The organism is Lysinibacillus sp. NPDC093190, assembly GCF_050280425.1.
Lineage (GTDB): Bacteria > Bacillota > Bacilli > Bacillales_A > Planococcaceae > Lysinibacillus.
In genome coordinates this window covers 77,778-100,008 of the sequence record NZ_JBNNVG010000009.1, presented here as the reverse complement: position 1 = coordinate 100,008, position 22,231 = coordinate 77,778, and the positions used below count along the sequence as shown (strand labels likewise).

At 34.8% G+C, this 22,231-nt stretch carries 21 protein-coding genes; 8 read left to right on the top strand and 13 right to left on the bottom strand.

Annotation, left to right across the window (positions count from 1 at the left end):
- Positions 1-223: 223 nt before the first annotated feature.
- Positions 224-1,510, bottom strand: a complete 1,287-nt coding sequence (locus tag ACQKOF_RS09705) for an MFS transporter (RefSeq protein ID WP_427556001.1) — start codon at positions 1,508-1,510, stop codon at positions 224-226.
- 149 nt (positions 1,511-1,659) lie between these two features.
- On the opposite strand from ACQKOF_RS09705, the gene ACQKOF_RS09700 reads away from it, so the two are divergent.
- Positions 1,660-2,907: a helix-turn-helix domain-containing protein gene (locus tag ACQKOF_RS09700; RefSeq protein WP_427555998.1), complete on the top strand. Its 1,248-nt coding sequence runs from the start codon at positions 1,660-1,662 to the stop codon at positions 2,905-2,907.
- Positions 2,908-2,957: 50 nt separating this feature from the next.
- Here ACQKOF_RS09700 and ACQKOF_RS09695 read toward each other — a convergent pair whose 3' ends face one another.
- The 6 genes from ACQKOF_RS09695 to ACQKOF_RS09670 form a co-directional block, all read right to left on the bottom strand.
- Complete coding sequence (locus tag ACQKOF_RS09695) at positions 2,958-4,862, bottom strand: endonuclease MutS2 (RefSeq protein WP_427555996.1); 1,905 nt, start codon at positions 4,860-4,862, stop codon at positions 2,958-2,960.
- 619 nt (positions 4,863-5,481) lie between these two features.
- The gene (locus ACQKOF_RS09690; protein WP_427555995.1) at positions 5,482-5,721 is read right to left on the bottom strand and encodes a hypothetical protein; all 240 of its coding nucleotides are present in this window, start codon (positions 5,719-5,721) and stop codon (positions 5,482-5,484) included.
- Between the two features lie 29 nt (positions 5,722-5,750).
- Positions 5,751-6,167 (bottom strand): hypothetical protein, encoded by a 417-nt coding sequence (locus tag ACQKOF_RS09685; protein WP_427555992.1) that lies wholly within the window; start codon positions 6,165-6,167, stop codon positions 5,751-5,753.
- A 465-nt stretch (positions 6,168-6,632) separates the two neighbouring features.
- Positions 6,633-7,538, bottom strand: a complete 906-nt coding sequence (gene rarD / locus ACQKOF_RS09680) for an EamA family transporter RarD (RefSeq protein WP_427555990.1) — start codon at positions 7,536-7,538, stop codon at positions 6,633-6,635.
- 133 nt (positions 7,539-7,671) lie between these two features.
- A complete protein-coding gene (locus ACQKOF_RS09675) occupies positions 7,672-7,938 on the bottom strand; it encodes a hypothetical protein (RefSeq protein ID WP_427555988.1) in 267 nt (88 codons plus the stop codon).
- A 240-nt stretch (positions 7,939-8,178) separates the two neighbouring features.
- The gene (locus ACQKOF_RS09670) at positions 8,179-9,351 is read right to left on the bottom strand and encodes a toxic anion resistance protein (protein WP_427555985.1); all 1,173 of its coding nucleotides are present in this window, start codon (positions 9,349-9,351) and stop codon (positions 8,179-8,181) included.
- A gap of 998 nt (positions 9,352-10,349) precedes the next feature.
- Here ACQKOF_RS09670 and ACQKOF_RS09665 point away from each other — a divergent pair.
- Entirely contained in the window at positions 10,350-11,462 is a 1,113-nt protein-coding gene (locus tag ACQKOF_RS09665; RefSeq protein WP_427555983.1) for a serine hydrolase, read from the top strand.
- Between the two features lie 214 nt (positions 11,463-11,676).
- On the opposite strand, the gene ACQKOF_RS09660 is transcribed toward ACQKOF_RS09665, so the two are convergent.
- From ACQKOF_RS09660 to ACQKOF_RS09640, 5 genes are all read right to left on the bottom strand, one after another.
- Positions 11,677-12,927 carry an ABC transporter permease gene (locus ACQKOF_RS09660; RefSeq protein WP_427555980.1) on the bottom strand — a complete coding sequence of 417 codons (1,251 nt, stop codon included), beginning with the start codon at positions 12,925-12,927 and terminating at the stop codon, positions 11,677-11,679.
- Positions 12,905-13,810, bottom strand: coding sequence for an ABC transporter ATP-binding protein (locus ACQKOF_RS09655; protein ID WP_427555977.1), 906 nt, complete (start codon positions 13,808-13,810; stop codon positions 12,905-12,907). Before ACQKOF_RS09655 ends, ACQKOF_RS09660 begins: the two co-directional genes overlap by 23 nt.
- Positions 13,811-13,822: 12 nt before the next feature.
- Positions 13,823-14,353: a DUF2812 domain-containing protein gene (locus ACQKOF_RS09650; protein WP_427555975.1), complete on the bottom strand. Its 531-nt coding sequence runs from the start codon at positions 14,351-14,353 to the stop codon at positions 13,823-13,825.
- Between the two features lie 233 nt (positions 14,354-14,586).
- Positions 14,587-15,123, bottom strand: a complete 537-nt coding sequence (locus tag ACQKOF_RS09645; protein ID WP_427555973.1) for a DUF2812 domain-containing protein — start codon at positions 15,121-15,123, stop codon at positions 14,587-14,589.
- Complete coding sequence (locus tag ACQKOF_RS09640; protein ID WP_427555970.1) at positions 15,116-15,439, bottom strand: PadR family transcriptional regulator; 324 nt, start codon at positions 15,437-15,439, stop codon at positions 15,116-15,118. The genes ACQKOF_RS09645 and ACQKOF_RS09640 overlap by 8 nt, the downstream gene beginning before the upstream one ends.
- A 303-nt stretch (positions 15,440-15,742) precedes the next feature.
- On the opposite strand from ACQKOF_RS09640, the gene ACQKOF_RS09635 reads away from it, so the two are divergent.
- Positions 15,743-16,324: a TetR/AcrR family transcriptional regulator gene (locus tag ACQKOF_RS09635; RefSeq protein ID WP_427555968.1), complete on the top strand. Its 582-nt coding sequence runs from the start codon at positions 15,743-15,745 to the stop codon at positions 16,322-16,324.
- 53 nt (positions 16,325-16,377) lie between these two features.
- A complete protein-coding gene (locus ACQKOF_RS09630) occupies positions 16,378-17,586 on the top strand; it encodes a YhgE/Pip domain-containing protein (RefSeq protein WP_427555966.1) in 1,209 nt (402 codons plus the stop codon).
- Between the two features lie 385 nt (positions 17,587-17,971).
- On the opposite strand, the gene ACQKOF_RS09625 is transcribed toward ACQKOF_RS09630, so the two are convergent.
- The gene (locus tag ACQKOF_RS09625) at positions 17,972-18,541 is read right to left on the bottom strand and encodes a TetR/AcrR family transcriptional regulator (protein WP_427555963.1); all 570 of its coding nucleotides are present in this window, start codon (positions 18,539-18,541) and stop codon (positions 17,972-17,974) included.
- Between the two features lie 198 nt (positions 18,542-18,739).
- Between ACQKOF_RS09625 and ACQKOF_RS09620 the strand changes: the two genes are divergently transcribed.
- The 4 genes from ACQKOF_RS09620 (at position 18,740) to ACQKOF_RS09605 (ending at position 22,227) form a co-directional block, all read left to right on the top strand.
- Complete coding sequence (locus ACQKOF_RS09620) at positions 18,740-19,498, top strand: SDR family oxidoreductase (RefSeq protein ID WP_427555960.1); 759 nt, start codon at positions 18,740-18,742, stop codon at positions 19,496-19,498.
- Between the two features lie 297 nt (positions 19,499-19,795).
- Positions 19,796-20,488 carry a response regulator transcription factor gene (locus ACQKOF_RS09615; RefSeq protein WP_427556122.1) on the top strand — a complete coding sequence of 231 codons (693 nt, stop codon included), beginning with the start codon at positions 19,796-19,798 and terminating at the stop codon, positions 20,486-20,488.
- A 79-nt stretch (positions 20,489-20,567) separates the two neighbouring features.
- Positions 20,568-21,491 carry an ATP-binding cassette domain-containing protein gene (locus tag ACQKOF_RS09610; protein WP_427555958.1) on the top strand — a complete coding sequence of 308 codons (924 nt, stop codon included), beginning with the start codon at positions 20,568-20,570 and terminating at the stop codon, positions 21,489-21,491.
- Positions 21,484-22,227 (top strand): ABC transporter permease, encoded by a 744-nt coding sequence (locus ACQKOF_RS09605; RefSeq protein WP_427555956.1) that lies wholly within the window; start codon positions 21,484-21,486, stop codon positions 22,225-22,227. The genes ACQKOF_RS09610 and ACQKOF_RS09605 overlap by 8 nt, the downstream gene beginning before the upstream one ends.
- Positions 22,228-22,231: the final 4 nt, after the last annotated feature.

Below are 22,231 nucleotides of genomic sequence, written 5' to 3'. Positions count from 1 at the left end.
GAATGAAGATAAACCAGGCATACTTCGCGCTGAAGAATTGCCTGGTTTTGTTACCTTAAGGTTGAAACTAATAATAATGATCCCGAATCGCTGATAAACTTTCAATAACCGCTGACAAAACTTATATTATCGCTGATAAAGTCTTAAGAATCGCTGACAAAACTGCTTTTATCGCTGATAAGCCTCACAAACGCGGTTACCACCTTTACCTTCAAGTGGGACATTAATTTACAACACTCTCAGTTACTATCTTTTGTTCATAAAACTCTGGATGTGCTTCTTTTAAGACAGATGTTCGTAGCATAACTAGTGATATCGTCACGATAATTACACTCGTGATAAGTAAAATAATCGTTGCTGGGAAAGTATCGTACAAGATGCCGTAAACGACCATACCAATCGGCATCATTGACATTGCCATTGTTTCTATTAATCCCAATACACGTCCACGGTATTCTTCTGAAATTAGCTTTTGTATATAAACCATGATTGGCATGTTAATCCCCATTTCAAAGATAGCGAAAATAAAGTAGACTACAATATAAAAGATAACGATGGCTAAATAGGATAAATTCGTTACTAATGGAACAACAGCTAGACCTAAGCTACTAGCCAACAGCAATAAGCTGACTTTAGAAAAACGTAGTGGCGCCTTAACCTCTTTCCGTGTAGCGAAAACGAGGGAAGCAACAAGCATTCCAAGCGCACCCGAAGCCTCTATAAAACCAAAATGAGTTGATTTTACTTTTAGTAATTCAATAATAATATAGGTCCCCCCAACAACGATGGCAGAGAAAAACAAATTAATCCATAATGAAAGCCACATTACTGTTTTAACAACTTTTTGTTGCTTAATATAACGAAAGCCACTAGCAAGCCCAGCCCATACCTTTTCCTTTTCTACAGTCTGTTCTCTTGTACTATAGAGAGTAAAATTCATTGTTGCTTCTAAGCAAAACGCAATCACATAGGCCACCATATGTACAAGCAAAAATGCTTTCATGGAGAAAAACCCATACATCATTCCCCCGATTACTGGCCCCCCAATTGCTGCTATCGACACTGACATTTGATTGAATGACATTGCTTTCTGTAGGCGTTCTGGATTTACTAGTGTTGCGATAGAGGAGGAAAATGTTACACCTGAAAAGGCTGAGCATATTGTATTAAAAACAGTTGCTATATAAATAGCATAAACCGACAAACCGGCCATTTCTGTATAGAGTAGTAACCCAGTAACGGTCAATATTGTACCTGCTTGAGCTAATAAAATTGTGCGTTTCTTTGAATAATTATCAGCGACATAACCTGCCAGTGGTGCGACTAATGCTCGAGGCAAAATGGAACATATCATAGTTGTCGCAAAACTCATCGCTGACCCTGTCAATGCCAAAATATATAAACCTATCCCAAATGACAGTACATTAGACCCTAACAACGAGATCATTTTACTGACTGTAAATGTCCATAAATGATACGTCGCCTTTTTATATTTTGCCGCTTCATTCATCTAAAAATCCCCCTATAATTTAATCAGATTGAAAAGTTTAATTTAATTAAACAAAATATAACATAACTCCCACTTCCCACGCAAGAAAAAGTTTAATATAATTAAACAAAATAGTGATATTCACTTTTAATGAAATAGGAGGCGAGGCAGTGGACTCTTTAGGCACACGAATTCGCAAATTAAGGAAGGAACGAAAATTAACATTAGAGACGCTTGCCGGTGATCGTCTAACAAAAGGTATGTTAAGTCAAATTGAAAATGATAAGGCCAAGCCTTCGATGGAAAGTCTCGATTATATAGCGGAACGGTTGGGAGTAAAAGCAAGTGAATTACTTGAACAAGTAACACCCTCTTCGCTACGTCATCTTTTAGAACAGGCAGAAATTTTGTTTGCACCATTAAATCTTGGTGATATAGATAATGCGCAGCAAATCGTAGAGATGATTAAGCCTTTTGTTGAAGAGCTTCCGCTTAGTTATGAAGCAGGTCGTTTACTGTATATTTACGCTGCAACACAATATTATGCGGGATTAACGACATGGGAGTCACCGCTTCAACAGGCACGTATTATGTTTAAAGAAATTAATTTACTTAGTCATTGGTTTGAAACCTATATATTACAGTTGGGTATTTTAGCAGAGAATCGAAAATACAAAATGGCTTATTCTTGTATTTTACAGGCGAAAGAAGAGGCAGAGCAGGAAAATTATCCATTAGATTCGCGAGATACTGTGAAAATGGCTTACTATATTAGCATTTTTCAGGTAGCAATTGGCGAACTCGAAGCAGGTAAACAGCTCATTAATGAAACCATTACCAATGCACATAAAAATCAATTCTACTCTTATATAGATGATATGTATCGTATTGGGGCGTTTTGCGCCATGATTGACAATGATTTCGAGCAAGTAGAGCATATGCTGAAGAAGCTTGAGCAGTATCGGATTTTTGCCGAACAAGTGAGTGTGGATGCTTTTATTTTCGTATTAAGAGCGCATTATTATAACAATTACACTCACGATTATCAGCAGGCACTAGAGGAAATAGAGCGTTTTGGTGCTCTGCAAGACGGCTCGATTAAACTCGAAAAAAACCTTTACTATGCAGAAAAAGGAAAATCCTTATATTTACTAGGTCAATATGAAGAAGCTAAGGAAGCATTTGAACATTTTACAAACGTCCCCCCATTTGTCTTACATCCATTTGACATATTAGGCTTAAATGAGTGTTTTTCCTATAAAGCTCTTTGCTATGCACATTTCGGTGAGTTAACAACAGCCTACGAAATCGCAAAAATGGCCTATATGGATTCTCAGGATTTAATCAATCTGCCCTATAAAGAAAAAATTGAGGAAACATATTATTCAATTAAAGCGCAAATTAATTCGGTTCAATAAATAAAAGGGATTGCACATTTAAAAATTTATGTGCAATCCCTTTCAGACTTTTAGCTCGATTTATCTCTCTTTATTTCCTTCTGAATCTTGCGAAGAGCTTTTTTCGAACCGCGCTCTATATCATGCTGAAGCTTTCGTTCTTTATAGTCCACAAACAATGTCTCTACATCATATCCTTCTGGGTATAATTCTGTTGCTGGTAACTCCAATGCCAGACGCTTGACATTTACCTTTATGAATTCTTCCTCATAGAACACGACAATATTATAGAAATTATCCATCTCTTGATAAACAATTCCAACGTCATCATGGTCTAACAGCTTCACACGATCTCCCTTTTTAAATTCATACTTTACTTTTGTTCTCTCTTGCTCAATCTTAGGCTTCCTGATTTTACTATCATTTACTCGCTCTAGTAGGTAATCCTTATTATCAATATAGCCCTTCGCTCTTTGTAATACTGTTTCACGTATATTCATTTTCTTAGATATCCATAGGGCATTACTTTCTCCAGATGTTCCTATGACTAATTTATATAATGGTTCTAATGTTTCACTATTAAAACGCATAGCCGCATTCATAAAATCACTATGCATTTCAGAGAAACGCTTAATTTCTCCATAATGAGTAGTTGCCACTGTTATACAGCCCATATGATAGAACTCCTCTAAAATGGAAATCGCCAGAGCTGCTCCTTCATTTGGTTCCGTACCGCTTCCTATTTCATCAAATAGCAAAAGAGTATTATTATTGGATGCCCTCATAATATCTGAAAGATTTTTCATATGAGATGAAAACGTACTAAGTGCATTTTCAATACTTTGATTGTCCCCAATGTCTACAAAAATATGATCAAATATAGCTATTTCAGTACCTTTATCTGCAACAATATGGAAGCCTGACATTGTAGCCAATGTTAACAAGCCAATAGTTTTTAGGACAACGGTTTTACCACCAGCATTCGGTCCTGTAATAATTAAGCTGCGATAGTCTTGACCAATTTCAAAATGAAGTGGAACCGCCTCACCTGTTAACAGTGGATGCTTACAATTAACGAGGTTTATAAAACCATAATCATTTAAGCTCGGTTCTACGCCTCCAATATGCTTACTAAACTTGGCTTTGGCAAACACCATATCATATTGACTAATTAACTCCATGTTGATATTGATTTCACGAATGTTTTCCATCAGGAGCCCAGATAATGTCGCCAAAATCTGATATTCCTCCACCGCTTCCTCTGCTTTCAAAGTAGCCAATTCCACATTTAATTTAGCTACTGTACTTGGCTCCATAAAGACCGTTGCACCTTTAGATGAAACCTCTACTATTGTCCCTTGCACATGATTTTTATAAGAAGCCTTAATGGGAATCGTGTATCGATCATCCTTTTTACTTATAAAAAATTCCTGGATATATGTTTTATTGGCACTATTATTCAAAAATTTAGTTAAGCGGTCTTTAATTTTTTCCTCAGTCGTTTCGATATGATTTCGGATACGCTTTAACTCCCTACTAGCAGCTGAATCAACACGATTGGCTTTAATCGCAAAGTTAATTTCCTCTTCCACACTTTTAAATTCAGACATCGAATTAGCATAGGATGCAAGTACTGGCGCAAAAAATTCCTTTTCCAACATAAATTTTTTTATTTTTCTACAGCCTCTTAAAAAGTCTGAGATGCTAACTAATTCACTAGGGTCTAAAATAATCCCCTTTTCAAGTTTTTTTATCGTATTGTCAATATTCGATACCCCTAAAAACGGGACATGACCTTCCGCATCTAAAATTGCTCGTGCCTCTGTCGTTTCATTCAAACGATTTTTAACAACTGTCAAATTTGGGCTCGGCGTTAATTTATCTAATAACTGTTTACCTAATCCACTGACACAGTATGATTTAACGATTTCCTTCAATTCATTGTATTGTAACTTCTCAAAAGTAGTATGATTCATTTTAAATTCTCCTCACTATGATTTTTCCATAATCATTCATGAAGATACCTACTCATTAGATATCAATGATTTTATATTGGCTCTATATCAAATGTTGGAGTGAGGCACTATGTAAAGTCTCACCAAGATAACGGCGACTGTACTTCCCTTTGTAGGGACACCTCAACAAATAGTATGGAACCTTTATATTCAATTAAAAAAACAAAAAAGCTGTAGGGGATCCCACAGCTTTTTACATTACAAGGCATGTGTAATAAACATTGTGAAAAAGACCTCCTTAAAATGAAGTACATTCACCATTACACGCTTTATAAAGTATTGTAGGTATCTTCATAGGTATCGAAATAAATCCACGACTAAATAAGGGGTCACTTTATGACACAAATCCCCTGTCGTCATTAAATTTATTTCATTAAGTTGTTCCTATTTAGAACCTACCGCACTCATCAAAAAGCACCTCTCATTAATTTATAATATTCATCATTGTTATCTAATTGATTGACGTAATATTACTATATGCTGACAAAAAAGTAAAGTTGCTTATTTTTGTCTAACATAGACTAGCGATTTGCCTATGTTCGTTTTTTCTTTGGATGTTCAAAAAATAAGATACAAATTGCTATGATAATTTGTTAATAACAAACAAAAAAACACCAAATAAGCAGCCTAGACCAATCAATATGTAAATTATTTTAGTAACCCCATAAGGTAATTTATCTAACCAAAGTGCTAAAAAGTCCCAAAGAATAGAGCCACTTCCACCAACACCTTCATCATCATGTACTTTCGGGTTATGTCGGATTCCAAAAATTAAGAAACCTATTCCTAAGATTAACAATACAATACTCATACTTTCCAAAGCATTTTGCCTCTCTAATAGTCTAAAAATTATCCCTTCTTTAAATAAGAATTTAGATAACCCAATCTTTTAAACTTTTTATCGTACAATTTTCTTCTATTTAAATTATCTAGCCAGAAAGTCGCTTTTTCCAAGTCACCATTCTTAATAAAAGCTTTTATAATTTTATTAAAATTGGGGCTGTATCGAAATTCTTCACGCTCTACGATACTCAATCCTTTATGAAAATTATCTGAAGCCTCTTTATACTCCTTTAACTCTGAGTATAATAGCCCGATATAAATATATGCACTTGATATTTCCTTACGTGTCAATGGCTGTTTCAGAGCATTCGTCATTATATCAATCGCTTTATTTTTCATTAGAAAACCATCATATAGATTGGCTTTTCTGACTATACGAATATACTTTTTTGACGCTTTATCTTTTGATGAATTATTTATCACTATTTCCCCCAGTTACTTTCCCATCAATATAAACAAAATTGAATCTAAAGCCGTCATCAAATATTTCTTCTCAAGTTGTATTATATAGCTATCCGTTCCGTGCACCATCTTCTTCCACATGACTTATTTTTGCACAAAGATAACCAACTATATATTCTCTACTTGTCATTTCTTCAACATCTTGATTAGCCACTAGTTCTTCTATAGCTTCCGAAATAATGTGCCATAATTCTGTGGTTTCATACTATGGGTGATTCATTTTAATCCCTCTTTTTATTTGCTCTCTTTTATTTGAAACTCCCTAAAATTCCTTACATTATAATCCCCCTAGTTTGAATACCAGAAATATATTACCATACAAATATTTTAAAGTTATATGGTAATGTTTGGTAGTGGTTTTATCACAATTCCCAAAAGGTTAATCCATGCAAAAAGGACTTGTAGAAAATATCTACAAGTCCTTTTTTAGGCTGATTTTTGATGTGCTCTTCTCACTTCAATGATTTTCGAGCCTGAAAACAGTAGTAAGGCTGCCCAAATAATGCTAAATGCTAATAGCTCTATTTGACTAAACGGCTCTTTATAAAGCACGATTCCTAAAACTAACACAATCGTTGGCGACACATATTGAATAAAGCCTAATAAATAGAGCGGAATATTTTGTGCACCTTTTGCAAATAAAATTAACGGCACTGCTGTCACTATACCACTCACAATCATGAGAATGTCTGTTTGCACATCAACATGTAAAAATGAGGCTTGATTTGTTGTAAAAAGGTAAACATAGTAGCCTAATGCAAACGGTAGAATAAATAACGTCTCAATGGCTAGACCTCTTGTCGCATCAAGCGTAATTTTCTTTTTCAAAACACCGTAAATAGCGAAGGATAAAGCAATAAGAAGTGCTACCCATGGGATTGAACCATAATTAATCGTTAAAATAATTACAGCGATAAAGGCAATTCCGGTAGCTGCCCATTGCGCACGACTAAGGGCTTCTTTAAAGAAAATTACCCCAAAAATAACTGACAGTAAAGGATTAATATAATAGCCTAAGCTCGTTTCAATTAAGTGGTTATGGGTAACTGCCCAAATATATAAATACCAGTTCATCGAAATAACAAATGAAGCTCCAGCAAGCTGCCAAAAATGCTTTTGGTGTGACCACAAATATTTTAAGTCTGCGAGAAGATCTTTGCGCATTCCAAATACTGTTACTGCTAGTACTGTAAAGACAAAGGACCAAATGACGCGCGATAATAAAATTTCCATACTCGGCACATGCTCAAGCAACTTCCAATAAAGCGGAAACGCCCCCCAAAAAGCATAGGCTAAAAATGCCGACAAAACCCCTTTTTTCTCATTTGACATTGCCTTAAACTCTCCTACTCCGTAAAAATCTATACGACTTTGCGTAATCTTACCATTTAAAGAATAGACTAATTATAGGACTTTGATTGGAAAGTGTAAATGCCAAATTTTAATAAATTGATAGTAATGAATGTTACTCTTTATGTTCAGATTCAAGCTCAGAAATATATTTACGCACCATACTATAGCTAATATCAGGATTAATTTGACGTTTAATGCGAATATGAATTTCTTTTATACCAACACCCTGCTCTCGCATATCGCGAATCATAGATTTTAACGGATCTGACAGTGATTCCTTATGCTCATCTAAATTTTTATGTAAAGCATGATATAGCTCTTCTATATGCATCAATTCTTGATAGCGACTTTGCGATAACAGATTAAGTGGTTCTGTCATATCAATAGCAAGTGTTCCATCTTTTAACGTTTCACATGATATGGAGTTGGATTTATTTTGTTCATCGACTTTTCTTCACTCCATTACTAATTAGTTCGTGTAATGGCATAGCTTTGTTTAACATTTTTCCGCTTCCTTCACATTTGCAAAATAATTCTCATTGGTCTAATTATCATATTAATTTCTTTTTTGTCAATATAAAAAAGCTTCTTGCAAAAAGAGATGCAAGAAGCTTCAAGATTACATTTTTTTCAGTTTCTCATATTCAAGCTGCAGACGTTCAATACGTTTACGGCCGTCCTCACGATTTCTCACTGTTTCTGCTTGAATTTGCTTCGTTTCTTGAATACCTGACATAATTGTTTGCCATGTCGTTTCAATTGTTTCGATTTTAATGCTTGGGCTACCAGCCGCACGCGCGATATTTACACTATTTTTACTAATATTTTCTGCATTACGTACAAGCATTTCATTTGTACGACGGTCTAATTCACTCATTGAATCTGAAATAAGCTTTTGGCGCTTTAACGTCACCGCATGTATAAGTCCTTGCTTGAATATAGGAATTGTCGTCACAAACGCAGAGTTAATTTTAGCAATTAAATGATTATTCCCTTGCTGCATTAATCGAATTTGTGGGGCAGACTGGAATGAAACTTGTTGCGCCATTTCTAAATCATAACGACGTTGTTCTAGTAAATCAACTGCACGTAGCATCGTTTCGTATTCCATTGCTGCTAATTGATCGCCTGTTTGTGCTTTTTGTTCTAGTGCTGGTAATGAGGAACGTACTTCGTCTGTTTTTACTTCAATTGCTGCTATGAATTTACTTAACGTTTGGAAATAGTTTAAGTTTTGATCATATAAGTTTTCAAGATCAACTGTATTACGTTTCATTTCACCTTCGTATTTTTGAACCTCATGGAAAATGACATCCACTTCTTTATTCATGCTGTCATATTTGGATAGAAACTTTTCTAATTGTTCCTTTCCTTTACTGAACAACTTCGTAAGGAAGCCACCTTTTTTGTCCTCCGCAAAATCTTGAGGATCAAATTTATCCATAATTCTATTTAAATTATTTAATAATACACTTGATTCCTCAAGCTTACTTGTTTTCATCGTTGCTAGCATTTTATCTGAAAAAGTAGAAATACCATTCGCAGTTTCTTTTCCAAGCTCTAGCATAGCAATTTGGTCTTTGACATCAATTTTTTGTGCTAATGTATGGACCTCAGGATCTTGCTTTAACGCAAGTTGATTTTGAGCAATTTGTGATAGCTCTTGCTCAGAAACAAGTACTGTTTTTTTTGGCTCTTGTTCCACCTGTAATAATGGATTAGGCTGCAATGATGGATTTTCTGATGCGAATGGATCCTTTGATTTTAATAGGTCGTTGTCGAATTCTGACATAAAAGTTTTACCCCCTGCGATTTATCTCTTTTATTTACATACGATTCCAAGCTGAAAAAGTTTCATTTTAGTCAAGCCTTACAAAATAAGAGTCACACCATCTATTAAGTGAATTGATTAACCATTTTCTATCCACTAAAATTCATTAGAAGACGCTGATTTCCGCTTCCTCCGCTGCGCTCTGTGCAGGGTCTCGTCTGTCTCGCTGTTCCCGCGGGAGTCGAGTAGCCCTTCGCTACAATCAATTAAAATTAGGCATACACTAGCAAAATATCAACAAAAAATTTCTTTTGTCAATCAATAGTAAGCCTTTATTTTCCTAATAACACGCATGTTAATATAATAAGAACTCTCATGATGCTCTAGTTGAAAGATATTATGAGTTAGCTATATCAACAAAAAACTTGATATTCAAGCTTTTGAAAGTACAGTTCCTTCTCTATAGACGTTGCAAAAAGTTTATTTGGCAGTGTTTTAGGAAAGCTTCAACTTCTAATTTAGATAATATGCAGCATCACTCCTAAAATAAATTATAGCTCGTTTTAATAGGAAATTCGAATGATTCTGCGAAATACTTTACATTACTTTCTAATATTGGCATGCTTAAACTAAGAAAGCAACCAAATTATGTTTATCAAAATTTAACAAAACTTAGCGAGTATTTATTTCATGCGTGTGGATGAGTAGGCTTTATTATAAAGTAACCTCATAAATACTTGAATTATGATACATACAAATTAGAAATCTAGTTTTACCCCCAACGTTTGCCATTACTCATAGTATTTAAGTGAAGATATTAGAACTATTTTTACATAAAGTGCGACAAAATTGAAATTATCAGAAAGGAAGTTACTAGATGAATATTTGGGCGTGGATTGGACTACTAGGAATCGTGATGTTTTCACTCTTGTCTTTACTCAAAAAAGAGAACAGGACAAAGGAGGAAATTTAGAAAGACAATCGTAACTGGATTGATTGTACTAGGAATCATCGTTGCTGTGCTATTTTTTAATGTTAATTATTTATTTGCATTGATTGCGGGCTTTGTTGCAATGATAGTCTTCGATAAAAAAACATATACGAAAAAACGAATAATACTTTATGGATCATTTATTCTCGTTGTTGGAATTGCGAGCTACTTCTTTTTCAGGGATAATCCTGATTATGTTCTGAACCATTTGAAGGACTACCCACAAACAACTTCTCTTTACGTCAAGGAAAATGGTGAGGAATTAATCACTTATCAATCAGATATAGTCAGACCACTAGCCAGCACAGTAAAAATGCTAATTGCTGTCGAATATGCGATGCAAATTAATGCAGGTATAATAGCTAAAGACAGCCCTGTGTCGTTAGACAATTTAAAGCGTTATTTCATTAAAAATACAGACGGTAACGCACATGAAGATTGGCTGAAAACAATGAGCGGTGAAGGTAAAGTTAATGCCAATACAGATTTTCTCATTGATTTACTAGGCATAACTAACATTAATGAGAGAGCAAAATCTCTAAAACTGACACAGCATGAGGAGGTCTATCCAATTGTTAGTTCACTGTTAATCCCTGAACACATAGAGAACGAAACGTTGAGTGAGAAACAGTTAATAAAAAAGCTTAGAGAGATGCCGATAGCAACATATCGTTCTAAAGCGGAAGAATTAAGTGAACAAATGAAGGTAGGAACGATTAAAGCTGAGGATATATCATTTGATATGTCTATGGATTTGCAAAAAGTATGGTCGGATCGTTTAATAGGTGCTTCAGCAAATGACTATGGGAAGTTGTTAGCGATCATTTCGAATGACGAACTTCCAGAAGGAGCTGCTGTTACTATAAGAGATTTACTAGAATGGCCGATGCAATATAACGAGCAGAATCATGAACGTTTTGTCCACCTAGGAGCAAAAGGTGGTTCGACTTCTTTTGTGTTAAACGACGCAATATATGCAGAAGATCACCATGACAATAAAATCGAAATGGTAATTTTCACATATGACTTGAACATCTGGCAGGGACTACTAATCAGAAAAAATATGAATTCATTCGAATCTAAATTACTAGGAAGTAAAGACTACCGTCTGAAAATCCAGAAAAAACTTTCCGAATTCTAATTCATGCAAAAACCTTCGTCATTAATCACGATTTTCCACAAATTATTTGCACTCAATTAAAGAACCTTCATTTATATCATTCAATTATATTATTAAAAAACCGAATAGGGCACTTTTCTTTAAGTGTCCACTATTCGGTGTGTAGTTCAAATATATGTTATTTCTTAAAAAATGGACGTTCATTTTTCTTCACAGAATGTAGCTGCTTTCCTCATTATGTTGTCACTTTTAGCACCGTTTTAATTTTCTTAATAACGCCACCTGAACTATAAGTTAACACACTGCGTTTATAGAATGATATGCTGAATAAATAAGCTACAATAATTGTCGCTATTAAAATACCTAGCGATATAAGTGGTACCATTACGCCTATATCAGTAGCCCCGATACGCATCGGCATGACCATTCCTGACGTAAATGGAATATAAGAGAATACCTTAATAAAAATTGTATCTGGATTGCCAATTCCTGAGATCATAACATAGAAACCTATTAATGTAATCATCATGGCTGGCATTAATACTTGACCTGCTTCTTCAACTTTAGACACTAAAGAACCGAATAATGCCCCAACAATTAAATAAAGAATAATTGTTAATAGCAGGAATAGAATTGCATAAATCACGTAACTTATCGATAATTCTTTAACAATGCTAGCTGCCATATCCCAAATAACGCCGTTCTTCGCAAATTTTGCATAGATTAGGAAGACAACTGCAATAATACCCATCTGTGTTAATGCGAGTAATAGTACACCAGCAATTTTCGCTTTAAAATGGGTAGCTGGCTTTACGCTTACTAGTAGCATTTCCATTGCACGTGAACCTTTTTCAGATGCAATTTCCGTTGTAATCATAGATAGGAATGTAGAAATAAAGAAATAGATTAAAATACCAACTGCATAAGATACCCATAATCCTGATTGTTTTTCTTCTTCGCTTTTACCGTCAGCAGATTTTTCATTTAAGTTTTTATTAGAGATAATCGTTTTTGCACCAATAATTTGAGCTGCTTGGTCTGGTGTTAGTGATAACTGTTGTACGGTATAATTTTGGCCAGCAAGTTGCAGTATCGAATTTAACGCTGCTTGATCATTTAATTTCAACGGCGTGAAAGTGGCAATTTCAGCATTTAGCTGACCATTTTGATCTGTTATTTTAATGATTGCATCTAGCTTTTCGTCCTTGACCTTTTTCTCTAACGCAGATATATTTGACTCATTTTGTATAAATTTCATATCGCCATTTGAAACAAAGAGACCGCTTAAATCAGCTGTTGTTTCATTAACGATTGCAATCTGTTGCGCATGATCACTACCTGTAAAAAGCTCTTTAATATCCGACCAGAAAATTGCGACAGACATCCCCAGTATATAAATGCATGTCATTACAACAAAGGATCTTGATTTTAATTTTGATTTGTACAGCTGTTTCACTAATAAATTAAACTTCGACAACGTTGCCACCTACCTTATCCTTAAAGATCTCATCTAACGATAAGTAATCTAAACTAAATTTTTCAATATATTTACCATTTGAAAGCTGTTCGAAAATGCTTTGTGCAAAGCTCTCATCCTCCAGAGTGAGCACTGTTTGCTCCTTCTCTTCTCGAACATCCTTGACACCTTCAAGTGCCAACAATTGAGTTGTCGACCACTCTGTACGTACTGCTAATCTCGTTTTTCCGTATTGTTTTTTTAAATCTAATAAACTACCTGAGAATAACGAGACTCCACGTTTTAATAGACAAAGATGATCGCAAAGTTCCTCTACATTATCCATTTGGTGACTGGAGAACAAAATCGTCGTACCCTGTTCTTTTAAAAGCAATATAGCATCCTTTAGTAAATCTTTATTCACGGGATCAAGTCCACTGAATGGCTCGTCTAGAATTAAGAACTGCGGTTTATGAATAAAGCTAGCAATCAGTTGTACTTTTTGCTGATTCCCTTTTGATAAAGTTTCAGCCTTATCTTTCCGTCTATCTTCGAGTTCAAATCGGCTAATCCAAAAGTCAATGTCCTTCTTTAACTGCGACTTCTTCATGCCACGTAGCTCGCCAAAAAAGTAAAGCTGATCCTCTACCTTCATCGTTGGAAAAATGCCTCGTTCCTCTGGTAAATAGCCAAGTATATCACGGTTGATGGCATTAACGGGTTTGCCATCCCATGTAATCGTGCCAGCCGTTGTCTCCTGTAAATCTAAAATCATTCGGAACGTCGTTGTCTTACCGGCTCCATTTTGTCCAATCAGGCCAAAAATCTCCCCTTTTTTAATGGTAAAATTCAGATTATCGACCGCTGTGAAATCTTTGTATTTCTTTGTGACACGCTCTAATTGTAATGTCATCTTTTTTCCTCCTTACCCTTCAAATATATGTAATTCTTGCTGCAGTCCTTTTTTACGTTTTTCAACCTTCATAATCTGCATACACATAATCATGACGACCACAAAATTAAAGAACGATACTCCTGTGTTTACGACTCTTTCTGTTGATTCGCCAAGTCCAATATAAAGATTGATAAATCCAATTAATACATTTAGTAATGTTACTAATATAAAAAGACGGTTTATTGATTTTAAATATTTTATTTTCGAAGAACTATCTGAAAATAATTCAAATGGACCTTCTGATGTTTTTTTACGGTAATAAGCCCAGTATCCAAATTTTGAAACAAACTCAATATTCATCGTCTCTAAAAAATCATAGTAATCCTGGCTTTTACCTTTGATTAGTTCATTGCGATAAATGTATTGACCAGATTCCCCTTTTTCAAAAATGAAGTAACCCACCATTGTATGCTTTAGATACCAACCTTGTTCCGCCATATCATTAACCCACGCTTCTTCTTTTTCATAATCAAGAAAAAAACGATACACTCTTTTTTTCATAAAGTCCCACCTCCTTCTATTAATCTTATAAAACTGATGCGAACTCCTGGTTAAATATGCGCCTTAAAAGTAGTTTTTATAACTGTACATTTAAATTAATCGATTTTTCTGATTTCCCGGAAAATAATTTTGAAGCAAATACGAATCCCATACTAATGAAGCTTTCTTATTGGCATTAAATACTATAAGCATATTAGTTTATGCAACTATTTTTCAGCCATGCTACTCCTATACTAATCTGTAAACAGATCCAAATCCTTCTTCAATTTATTGCGCACACGTACAAGTTTTAATAATGGAATAGAAAATAACACGACTACAAGAATATTAGTGATATTCATTGATAATTTAATCCAGTCTATTGCCTGTGCTGAAAAAATCCCACTTAGACCAATTACACCTATAATCAAATTTAGAAGGATGAGTGATAGTAGCAGGGAAATTTTTTGAGAAAGCTTACTAATTTTATTTTTCTTATCAGAGTAAAGTTCAAAAGGTTCATCATTTGCTGGTTTTCTAAAGAATACAAAATTACCAGAACGATCTACCTGTTCAATTCCTGAGGACTTTAGAAATTCTAAGTATTCATCTTCATATGAGGCACCAAATCGCTCCAATTCATCATGCCGATAAATATAGCTACCTGGTTCTCCACGTTCGAACGTAAAACGTAGCCAAGTGAACTTTTTTAAATGCCAACCTTGGCTTGCCATATCGTTAACCCATTTCTCAATATCATATGGGTTAACGACAAATCGATATTTATCCATTTGTTCCATTCTCCTTTGTTATACGGATGCCATTGTCAAAAAGTTCCCTTAATCTCAGAATTTCGTATTCAATTACTTTTTTTCCACTATCTGTAATGATATATTCCTTCTTTCGTCCATCACCATCTAGCGCCTCAATCCATCCTCGCTCGAGTAATGTTTTGATTGCTCCATATATCGTCCCCGCTCCAAGCCGAACACGACCATTGCTCATTTCCTCTACCAATTGCATGATGCCGTAACCATGCCTTGCATCAAATAAAGCTAACAAAATATAATAAACGCCCTCTGTTAATGGCGGATGTTCTTGCGTCATACAAATCCCCCTTTTTATATCGTCTAACAATATATCGTCTGACGATATACATAAAATATATCAGCAGACGATATAGTTGTCAATACTGTTTTTTTCCATAAAAAGTTACTAAACATTTTCATATACGCAGTGTGCCACTATGTTGTTATTTTGATTCACCTTGAGTGATTTTCCTGGCTACCCGTGCAGTCCTTCTTGTCCCAAACATTATTTGATTTCCATTGTCTGTTAATATTTTTATTGCATAAGGAATTGCTCTATGCTAGTATGTAAGTAATTGCTTGCATGAAAGGAAGAATACTATTGTCAACAAAAACCACCGCAGAAAGAATCATTGAAGCTGCTTTACAACTCATTAGTGAGAAGGGCTATACTGCTGCAACAACTAAAGCAATAGCTGATTTAGCTGGCGTCAATGAAGTAACAATTTTTCGCCATTTCGGTAACAAGCGTGGTATTTTGAAAGCCATTATTGAGCAATTTTCTTATTTTCCTCTTTTGCAGGAAGAGATCAATAAAAATGTTACATGGGATTTGGAAACGGATTTACTAAATTTCTCTGTAAAGCATTTTAACTTTTTAATGTCTATTAAAGACTTTGTAATGATTGGCTTTAAAGAAGCGATGCAGTTTCCTGAAATTAATGAAGAGATTGCTAATATCCCTCTCCATATTAAAAATGAGCTAATTCATTATCTGCAGGAAATGCATGAAAGAGGGAAAATTAGAGAGATTGATTTTGAAGCAGCAGCGTTATCCCTTATCGCTGTTAATTTTGGTCATTTTATTTCACGGGCACGTTTAGGAACAATTGTTTCTGATATGCCAACTGAAATATTGTTAAAAACGAGCATTTCAATTTTTTCTAGGGGATTGACTCCCTAGAAAAAATTTTTCCATTCGATGCAAGTAAGTACTTACTTTATAGGAGGTATTTTATGAAAGGGTTACAAGCTTTATTTAAAATTCGAGAAACTTATATTGGCATTGTCGTTACAATTGCATTTCAGGTAATTTTCTTTTCCGTATGGATGACTGCCTATGATGGTGTAAATGACAGAACAGGAAATTTAAAAATCGGACTCATTAGCGAAGATACTGATATGGGGCAACAAGTAGTAAATGAAATAAAAGGAAAACTACCTTTTACAATAGAAAATTACACCTCTCTAGACAAGGCTGAGCAAGAATTAAATCAACGTGATATCCATATGATTATTCATATTCCAAGCAACTTTACGAGTCAATTAAAAGCAGGTAAAGAGGCTGAAATTATTTACTCTATCAATCAAGCAAATCCAAGCATCGCAAAAAATATGATGGACGGAGTAGCCAAGCAAGTAACTGAGGAAATTAACCATAATATGTATCCTTTACAGCAAGACAAGACCATTGAAGTATTTTCTCAAAAGTTCTCACAGCTTCCAATAGAGCAAAATACAGCACAACAAATTAACGAGGCCGTTGCTACAACAATTATGAGTGTAAAGGATCATACGATAGGTTCTACTATTATTAAAACGAATAATGTTGAAGAGTTTGCAGTGAATTTTGTGCCATTGATGGTTATTATTTCGTCGTTCGTTGGTGCAATGGTAATGATTATGCAGCATCAGCAGGCTGCACAACTTGTGCAAGATACAGTTTCGAAATGGCAATTGTTCCTAGCAAAACAGCTTATTAATATCGGTGTAGCTTTCACCCTTCCGCTATTAACTATAGGCTTAATGCATCTATTTAATATTTCAAGTAAAGCAAACTTTTTAACAGTATATCTTTTTCAAGCATTAATGTTTTGGGCTTTCCTTTGCTTGGCACAAGCCTTTATTATAATTTTTGGTAACTTGGGTATGATTTTTAATATTTGTGCTCTTTCGATACAGCTTGTTACTTCAGGTGCTCTTGTTCCACAAGCAATGCTATCTGATTTTTACAATAAACTAGCTTCACTTCTCCCAGCTACTTACGGAGCAGATGGCTATTACACAATTATTTTTGGTGGAAGCACTGATAATATAATGAGTAATTGTAGCTCGTTAGTAATTATCATAGCTGTAACACTGGGCATTTCTGCAATGGCTGTTGCTTTAAGAAGATCAAAAGTAAAAAGCGAAAATGAGCAAATTTCCCCTGCCACTGTTCAATAATATTGTCAAAAAAGCGATGTACTAATGATGATTTAGTACATCGCTTTTAAAGTTTAGTCACAAAACGTTGAGGATAACTCTTTATATGATGTGGTGCTTTAAATAAAGGTGATTTCCGTTTCAGGCTATCGCTTTCCTATGGGTAAGAGTCGAGCCTCCTTCTCCTTTTATATTGTTGCTGTCGCTTCGCTTTCGCACAGTAAACATTTGTTGCTGTCGCTTCGCTTTCGCACAGTAAACATTTGTTGCTGTCGCTTCGCTTTCGCACAGTAAACATTTGTAGTGACGCTATTGCTTAACTTTCGATTTTATCACTATAAATTAGAAGTGACATGTTAGAAGATTCATATTTAGTAAATGGTTGATTTTGCCGAAGAGTCCTTTATTACTTTTCACCAATTCGCAAAATAGCCGCAAGTTGTTTATTCAAGGTATTAACGCTATCCGCAAAATCTTGGCGATACCATTGAATGATTAGGCCGATGATTGCATTTGCCTGATACGCACTATAATACTCAATGGATATCTCATCATGTATTTTATTATGAATTGTGATATCCCTTTTTAGCAGAGAGAAAATTCCATCAAATAACATATAATAGTAAGTAAGCGGCACATTTTTTGAAAAAACAATGTGATAGAACATTTTAAAGCGCTCAATATGATGAAAAATACGAATAGTATTTGGATCTATTTGATTCTTATCCAATGTGGTTACTGCTCGGTACGGTTCCTCATAGGAATTATTCAAATCTTCCATAATTTCCCGAAAGTATTCCTCAAATAACCCTTCCTTTTGCTCATAATGTAAGTAGAAGGTACCTCTGTTCACCTTTGCCACCCGACAAATTTCTGCGATTGTAATGTTTTCTAAAGGCTTCTCACTCAATAAGGTTAGTAAAGCATTATGTAATGCTTGCTTCGTTTTGACAACCCTTAAATCGTTAGCGCTCATATTTTTTATCCCCCTACTAAACAGATTTTTTCATATGTGTTGATTACTGAACAGTTCTTAATATTTTGCGCATTGAAATCGCTTACATAATCATTATATTATTTTAATGAACACATGTTCAATATCTAACATAACATATCTTTGAAATCACTGGGGCAAACTCTGGTGAAAGAACATAAATTATAGGAGGTTTTTGTGATGAGATTAGAAGGTAAAGTAGCAATCGTAACAGGTGCAGCGTCAGGTATGGGTAAAGCAATCGCAGAAGGTTATGCAAAAGAAGGAGCAAAAGTCGTAGTTTCTGACTTAAATTTAGAAGGTGCACATGCAGTTGTTGAAGGTATCGAAGCAACTGGTGGCACAGCGATCGCTGTTCAAACAAATGTCGCTTCAACAGAAGACTTACAACGCTTATTTGATGAAACAAAAAATGCTTATGGCAAATTAGATATTTTAGTGAATAATGCTGGTATTATGGATGGTATGGAGCCAGTTGGTGAAGTTTCTGATGAACGATGGGACAAATTATTCGCGGTAAACACTACTGCTGTTATGCGGTCAATGCGTATGGCGACAGAGATTTTCCTTGCTCAAGGACATGGTGTCTTTGTTAACAATATTTCTGCTGGCGGTCTATATGGAGCACGTGCTGGGGCTGCCTACACTGCTTCTAAGCATGCTGTTGTTGGTCTCACTAAAAACACGGCATTTATGTATGCAGATAAAAATATTCGCTGTAATGGTATCGCTCCAGGTGCAGTTATCACAAACATTGCTTCTACTATGACAAATGTGAGTCAAACAGGTGCAGCTCGCCAAGCACTAGGTTTGTCCATTAACCCACGTGCTGGACAACCTGAGGAAATCGCTCAGCTTGCTATTTTCCTTGGCTCAGATGAAGCAAGCTTTGTCAACGGACAAGTAATAGCTGTTGATGGTGGTTGGACAGCTTACTAAGTTTTACGAAAAAGCACGCACATGAAATTCATTTTATTAAAAGTCAAGTTTTAAGCTGAAACTATTTTAAATAGTGAATTCTTATTTAATGTCACACATTATATATAGAAATTAAAAGGATAGAAGAGCGTAATTAAATTCGCTCTATCTATCCTCTTTTTTATCAACTCAAATTGTGGACTTACCCCTTTCAAGTAGATATGTGTTAATTGAGCGCTTGGTTATTATGTGATGTTTGAATATTAATGATTTATTCTGTAATATAGACAAGCCTCATAGTAAAAGGAGCTGATAATGGTGGCACAATTAATCAACATATTAGTTGTTGAAGATGACAATGATATAAATCAATTATTATGTAGTATCGTTGAAAAAAGTGGATATGCTGCACAGCCAGCTTTCTCAGGAACAGAAGCCTTGATTTACTTGGAGAAGCAAGATTGGGATATGGTATTACTAGATCTAATGCTTCCTGGTATGAATGGAGAAGAAATACTGTCAAAAATAGCTGAACAAAGTGACACACCTGTCCTTATTATTTCAGCCAAGCTGGAGCAGCAAACTAAAATTGATGCTTTAAGATCGGGTGCGGATGACTATATTACGAAACCATTTGATATAGATGAAGTATCAGCGAGAATTGACTCCCATTTGAGAAGATATCGACGTATGCAGGAACTTCCGACGAAAAAAGAATTAAAGCACAAAAACATAGTGATTGATACAGAAGCTAAAAAAGTAGTTGTTGAGGGGAAATCGCTCGCTTTTACAGCTCGTGAATACAATATTTTAGTACTTCTTATGTCATCACCTAACAAAGTTTTCACGAAAGAGAACTTGTTTGAAAATGTTTGGAATGAACCATTTTATGGTGATGATAATACCATTAATGTTCATATGAGCAATTTAAGAAGCAAACTCTCTAAGGCCAGTCCTGGTGTTGAATATATCGAAACAATCTGGGGAATGGGCTACCGTCTTAAATCTTAAGCTTTTCTTTAGATTTAACTTAAGCTTCTCTTATGTTCTTCTTACTATACTAAGTATATCAAGTAAGGGAGGTAAGTATATGAAAGATTATGTACTTAAAACAAATCAATTATCAAAGCAATATAAAAATCAAGTTGCTTTAAATAAAGTGAATCTATCGATTGAAAAAGGTTCTATTTACGGCTTTATTGGGCAAAATGGTGCAGGTAAATCCACGCTAACTCGTATAGTGGCTGGATTAGCAATGCCCACATCGGGGACAGTAGAACTGTTTGGAGAAACGACTGAAAGGAAGTTAATTCAAGCTAGAAAGCGTATTGGTGCTACGATTGAGCAACCTGCAATATATCCACATATGACAGCTGCTGAGAATTTAGAAGCACATAGACTTTTAAAAGGCGTCCCAGGTAAAGAATGTGTTCAAAAAACATTAGCGCTTGTTGGTCTTCATGATACGGGGAAAAAGAAGGCAAAGAATTTTTCTTTAGGTATGAAGCAAAGACTTATTCTTGCGATTGCTCTTTTAGGAGATCCAGAATTTTTAATTCTCGATGAGCCCATTAATGGATTAGACCCTATGGGAGTTGTAGAAATAAGAGAGTTATTAAAAAAGCTCAATAGTGAAAAAGGCGTTACTATACTGATTTCAAGTCATATTTTAAGTGAACTTCATTTGTTAGCTACTCATTATGGCTTCATTCATAAGGGAGAATTGATTGAGCAAATGACACTTCATCAGCTAGAAGAGAAATGTCAGCAATATTTCCATATTAAAGTAGATAATACCGAAAAAGCTGTAACTATAATTGAAACTGTGCTTTCTACTAATGATTTCGAGGTCATGCCAGATGGTGTGATTAGACTATATAAGTATCTTGATCAACCAGCCAAAGTTTCTACAGCATTAGTTAACGCAGGGTTAATCATTGAACAGTTTAAGTCAATGGGTCAAGATTTAGAAAGTTACTTTACAAAGCTTATTGGAGGAGTTCAGCATGGGTAATCTATTAAAATCAGAACTATTTAAATTAAAAAAGGATAGATCGTTTAGAAAATTGACATTGGCATTGGTAATAATTGCTGCCCTTTTTCCTCTTATAGCGAGTATTTATGGGACAGAGCAAATAAGCGTTAATGATTTATTTCTAACTATCGTTGGTAAGAACAATTACGTGTTAAAATTAATCCCATGTCTTTTAGCTGGTTATTTTATCGCTAGTGAATATTCTTTGGGTACAATGAAAAGTATTGCATCTTCGGGCAATAGCAGAACTAGAATTTATATCTCCAAATTAATGGTATTTTCATTTGGAGCAATCATTTTTTCAGTAATATTACCAATTGGTATGACAGGAACCGGGGCTATTCTTTCTCAATTTAACGATATGCCTGATTTAAAATACTTTGCTCAAATAATTATTTTTACCATGCTATATGCTGCAGCATTTGCATCAATAATGATGTTATTTGCAACAATGTTTACGGATAGCGGAAAAACGATTGGCTTGCTAATCTTAATTTTCCTACTATTTGATGGTGTAATGTTCATGTTAGCTAGTAAGATCACTTTATTTGAATATATTTATAATTATTCGGTATTTAAGTTATCGTATGACTTCATTAATATAAATGCTTTGGGAAGCATTGAAGTATTTAAATTAGCGATAGTCCCGATTGTAACTTACGTGGCATTTGGATTACTAGGAGTATTTGCATTCCAAAAGAAAGAAATTAAATAAATAA